Annotated in this window: 3 protein-coding genes; 1 reads left to right on the forward strand and 2 read right to left on the reverse strand. The window is 34.3% G+C overall.

What is annotated here, in order from left to right; genetic code table 11:
• Positions 1-235: 235 nt before the first annotated feature.
• On the reverse strand, positions 236-1,642 hold the full coding sequence (locus AOG54_RS01170) for an amidohydrolase family protein (protein ID WP_054964349.1): 1,407 nt from the start codon (positions 1,640-1,642) through the stop codon (positions 236-238).
• Entirely contained in the window at positions 1,639-3,057 is a 1,419-nt protein-coding gene (locus AOG54_RS01175; protein ID WP_084795450.1) for an MFS transporter, read from the reverse strand. The genes AOG54_RS01170 and AOG54_RS01175 overlap by 4 nt, the downstream gene beginning before the upstream one ends.
• 270 nt (positions 3,058-3,327) lie before the next feature.
• Here AOG54_RS01175 and AOG54_RS01180 point away from each other — a divergent pair, with 270 nt between their 5' ends.
• Positions 3,328-4,200 (forward strand): nucleoside hydrolase, encoded by an 873-nt coding sequence (locus AOG54_RS01180; RefSeq protein ID WP_055032289.1) that lies wholly within the window; start codon positions 3,328-3,330, stop codon positions 4,198-4,200.
• Positions 4,201-4,231 lie beyond the last annotated feature (31 nt).

Genomic DNA, 4,231 nt, shown 5'->3' on the forward strand with positions numbered 1-4,231 from the left:
GACTCAAAATCTGTTCCCAAAGGGGTTCGCCGGTTCAAATCCGACCCTCCGCATTGTTAAAACTTTTAATATATGACTTCAAGACGCATTAAAAAATTATTTTTATTTATATTCATTTGAATTCGTTCACACATATATACCGGAATGAAATAATTTGGAAAAATAACATAGTCTCAAATGAAAATGCAGTCATCATCTGTAATTAATGAAGTCTTATTGCCTTGAATTATATTAATCACTTTATGTAAACATATTTTCCGTCCATTTTCTCCTGAATTTTAGAATCAAATAACATTTTTCTTCCACGCAAAAATATATTTTCCGGCCAGCCCCTAAATTCTTTATTTAATTCAGGATTCCAGTCCAGCCCTGGTACAGTTTCCAGTGTTTCTTCTGTTGCCTTTTTTATCTTTTTTGGGTTTAATAAAACAATATCAGCATCCTTGCCAATACTAATTGAACCTTTATTTCTAATGCCAATTACATCTGCAGGTCTTTCTGATAAAAGATATGCCAAATCCTCGTAGGTTAAAATCCCATTTGATACAAAGCCGGTTATAAGCCTGGGCAGGGTCATCTGTATGTTGTCAAATCCGGGACTAGCATCCCAAATATTTCCGTATTTATCACCATTTTTCATTTTTTGCCTGGCAGTTAAAGCATTAACATCAGAGGATATGGAATCCAACTTTCTCTCAGATAACTTTTTTATTAAGAATTCTCTGTCCAATTTGGTTCTTAATGGAGGATTTACCTTGCCATAAACACCCAGTAAATTCCACATAGAGTCATCATAAAATAGATAATGTGGCTCAGTTTCCATTGAAACATCCAATCCCATTTCACGATATTTATTAGCGGTTTCAAAGGCCTCTATTGATGATATGTGGGCAATGTGGACCTTTGCCTTAAAACGCATGGCCAGCCTGCATATTTTATCTATTTTAATGGCCTCTGCAATTGGTGGCCGTCCTCTGTTAAATGCATCCAGGCCATTGTTTTTTTCTTCCATGGCTGTAAAAAATTTTACAGTACTATTATCCTCTGCATGAAATATTATTCTTGTGTTATCATATTTTGCAGCTGTTGAAAGTGCTTTAATTACAATATCATCTATGTCATCATCCACATATATTCCAAGTTTCCTGCCCTCATCTCCCTGATATGCATTATAATATATCTTATAGGCATTAATTCCCTTATTTATCAGTTTATCAAGTTCCCCTACCTGGCTATCTGTGCCAATCATTGGGTTAAAGGAAAAATCGGAATAACTAACCCTTTGTGCGTTTTCAATTATTTTATCAATTACGTTTAGATATCCTGAACTCCCATCAGGTCCTATTATCAGGTGAGATCTAATATATGTATAACCACCAGCCAGTGCAGCCCTGCTTTCAGTTTCAAGTTCTTTGTATATGCTATTAATAGAACCCATACCGGCATGAAAATGCAAATCTGTAAATCCAGGAAATGCAAGCATCTCATTACCATCTGTAACTTCTCCATCAGGTTTAACAATACCCGCTTTATGTATCCCTATAATTTTACCATTAGCAATAAAAATATCGCAGGGTTCTGATATACCACAGGAACTAACTATTTTTACATTAGTTATCGTGCTGTCTATTTTGTTAATCATGGAGATACCACCTCAAGATCCTTCATGGACGTATCCTCGGCCATTATATATGCCAGAATCACATAAATAATGAATGCCCCTATGGCGACAATTCCTATGCCTATTATATTATAAAGCGAATAGATATAGGAAACAAAAACCTCCATTATGGCAACACCGGCCAGGCTTGTAACAAGTATATAACCAGTGCCAATATTCCTGACCCTTGTTGGATACATTTCTGGTGAGTACAACCATATTGTTGTATTCGATGCATATGAAAATAACGCGAAAATAAACAGCGATACTATTACCATGTAAGGATATGAATGAAATGCAACTGTTAGACCTGCACCAAATATTGCCAGAATACCAAGCGATGGAATTAAAATCTTTCTGTTTTTGGCGGCCAGAAGGACCGCTGTAAATGTTCCAAGCAATGTACCAAAATTAACAATGGTTGTGAGTATAAATGAACTGCTTAAATGTAGTGAAGAGGTTACAGAGGAAAACAGTTCAGGATATATTATTGTAAACGATGCAGACACACCAAATGTTATAAATGAAAGAACAAATAATAATAGACTTCTTCTGGCATATCTTCCCTTAAAAAGTTCACTGGTGTGTGGCTTCTCTGTTATTGTCTTTAAATCATCATATTTATACTGTTTTTTTAACTCATTTATATTATAATAACTTTTCAATCTCTTAACTGGTATTAATTTATCCTCTGATAACATTTTAATTACTGCAAAAGCCTCATCCTGTCTTCCCTTTGATATTAAAAATCTTGGCGTTTCAGGTATGTACCTCCTGTAAACCAAAATTAACAGGGCAGGCAAAATTAAAACACCCAAAAACCACCTCCATGCGAGATATGGTCCACCAAAAATACTCTCATATGGGCCTAAAAATAAAAGCGCAAGAACTGCAACAGCAAATATTCCAAAGCCCGGCCCAACATTAACTATGCCGGTGAACTGGCTTCTTATTCTGGTTGGCATAATTTCTGATATTAATGTTAGCCCGATGGCTATTTCACCACCCAGCCCAAGCCCAACAACCATTCTGCCAAGGAGAAACATTATATAATTAACAGACAGTGCTGATATAAGGGCACCAATCGCATATATCCCCAGATTAAATGAATACAAAAATCTTCGGCCTAAGTTATCACCCATATAGCCGGCTATTAAACCCCCAACAGCCATAAATCCAAATGTTATAAACTCAACCTGAGTTGATATGGCTGCGGCGCTTATATGAAAGGCTGCAGAAACACCTGTGGCTGCATATCCCGCATTATACTGTTCAATTGCATCAAAAAATGTACCCAGGACAACAAGGAGCATAATAATGCTAAATGCCCTATTATTTTTTGATATCCTATCCAGCTCAATTCTGCCAATATCATACATGTTTGATCTTTCTTCCATTCACACACCCCAAACATTTATTTAATTTGAAACGCAAATGGATTTAAGATTCTAATCTGAATTCTGCATACTTTTTTGTTATCCTTCATGATAGAAAACATAACTTATTTAATATCAATGGATATATAAAAGTAGCTGTTAATTTTATTTATTTTTTTATCAAATAAACAAATATATTATGTTAAAAAAGAATTTTTTCCATTGATAATATCCAAAATAAGAATAAAAGGATTATAAAAAATATTATCTACTTCCATTTAATAATTTAAAATGGCAAAACTCGTATTAATTGTTGACACTGGAGTTGATGATGCCCTTGCCATAATGACCCTGGTAAAAAACGGCATTAAACCGGATTTTATTATAGCAGCCTCCGGAAACTCCGATTTGGATAATACATTAAATAATACAATTGAGGTCACAAAAATTCTGGAGGAAAATATACCGGTGTATTACGGTGCATACAGGCCATTAATAAGGGAACCATATTATGAGGAGTACCATGGGCAAAATGGTCTTGCCAATTATACTTATGAGATGCATGAATTTAATAAAATTAATGGCATAATAGAACTTTATAATACTTTAAAAGATGAGGAGGTTGATATAATAATAACATGCCCTTTAACCACACTGGCACTGCTGTTTTCCCTGGAGAAAAACATAATAAAAAATATAAGGAGGATTATAGTCATGGGCGGTGCATTCGCCTTAAATGAGTATGGAACCGGTAACGTGGGGGATGCAGAATTTAATATATTTTATGACCCGGAGGCTGCAAATATGGTGTTTAATTCAGGAATTAAAATATATACCATTCCGCTGGATGTTACAATGAACCCAAATTTTTCAATAAAAGATGACGATCTAAACAAAATGCATGTAAATAGCAATGAGAGCAAATTTATATATGAACTGGTAAAATATATGGTTAACAGGCATGGAAGCTTTGAAATGCATGATCCAATAGCCGCACTTGCATATCTTAATGAAAAAGCATTTAAATATACTACAGGGAAAATAAGCGTTGATAGGAATGGCAAAACTTTATTAACAAGGGATGAAAAAGGGAGCTGCATGGTGGCATATTCCCTTGATATAAATATTTATCAAAAAAATGTAAAAAATCTTTTTTTTAAATAATATTTAAATATGGATGTTTACATGATATAAA

The organism is Acidiplasma aeolicum (assembly GCF_001402945.1).
Lineage (GTDB): Archaea > Thermoplasmatota > Thermoplasmata > Thermoplasmatales > Thermoplasmataceae > Acidiplasma > Acidiplasma aeolicum.